The organism is Chromohalobacter sp. HP20-39 (genome assembly GCF_033052815.1).
Taxonomy (GTDB): Bacteria; Pseudomonadota; Gammaproteobacteria; order Pseudomonadales; family Halomonadaceae; genus Chromohalobacter.
The window spans coordinates 1-324 of record NZ_JAWHTP010000382.1; the positions used below are offsets into that span (position 1 = coordinate 1).

The 324-nt window shown below is 61.1% G+C and carries 2 tRNA genes; both read right to left on the bottom strand.

The features are described 5' to 3' along the window. Position 1: 1 nt before the first annotated feature. Positions 2 to 75: transfer RNA gene (locus RVY79_RS18470), tRNA-Asp, on the bottom strand. Positions 76 to 98: 23 nt separating this feature from the next. Continuing rightward, positions 99 to 175, bottom strand: a tRNA-Val gene (locus tag RVY79_RS18475). Positions 176 to 324: the final 149 nt, after the last annotated feature.

The window sequence follows — 324 nt, forward strand, 5'->3', positions numbered from 1 at the left end:
GCGGACCGGACGGGACTCGAACCCGCGACCTCCGGCGTGACAGGCCGGCATTCTAACCAACTGAACTACCGGTCCGCATTGTCCGATTTTACTCGGATTGGTGGGTGGTACAGGACTCGAACCTGTGACCCCCAGCATGTGAGGCTGGTGCTCTAACCAGCTGAGCTAACCACCCGGATCGCATACTGCTTGGTACTGCATGTTGCTGCTGCATGCCTGGTCGTCAATGACGCGTCGGCGAGGAAACCGTGGCGGACCGGACGGGACTCGAACCCGCGACCTCCGGCGTGACAGGCCGGCATTCTAACCAACTGAACTACCGGT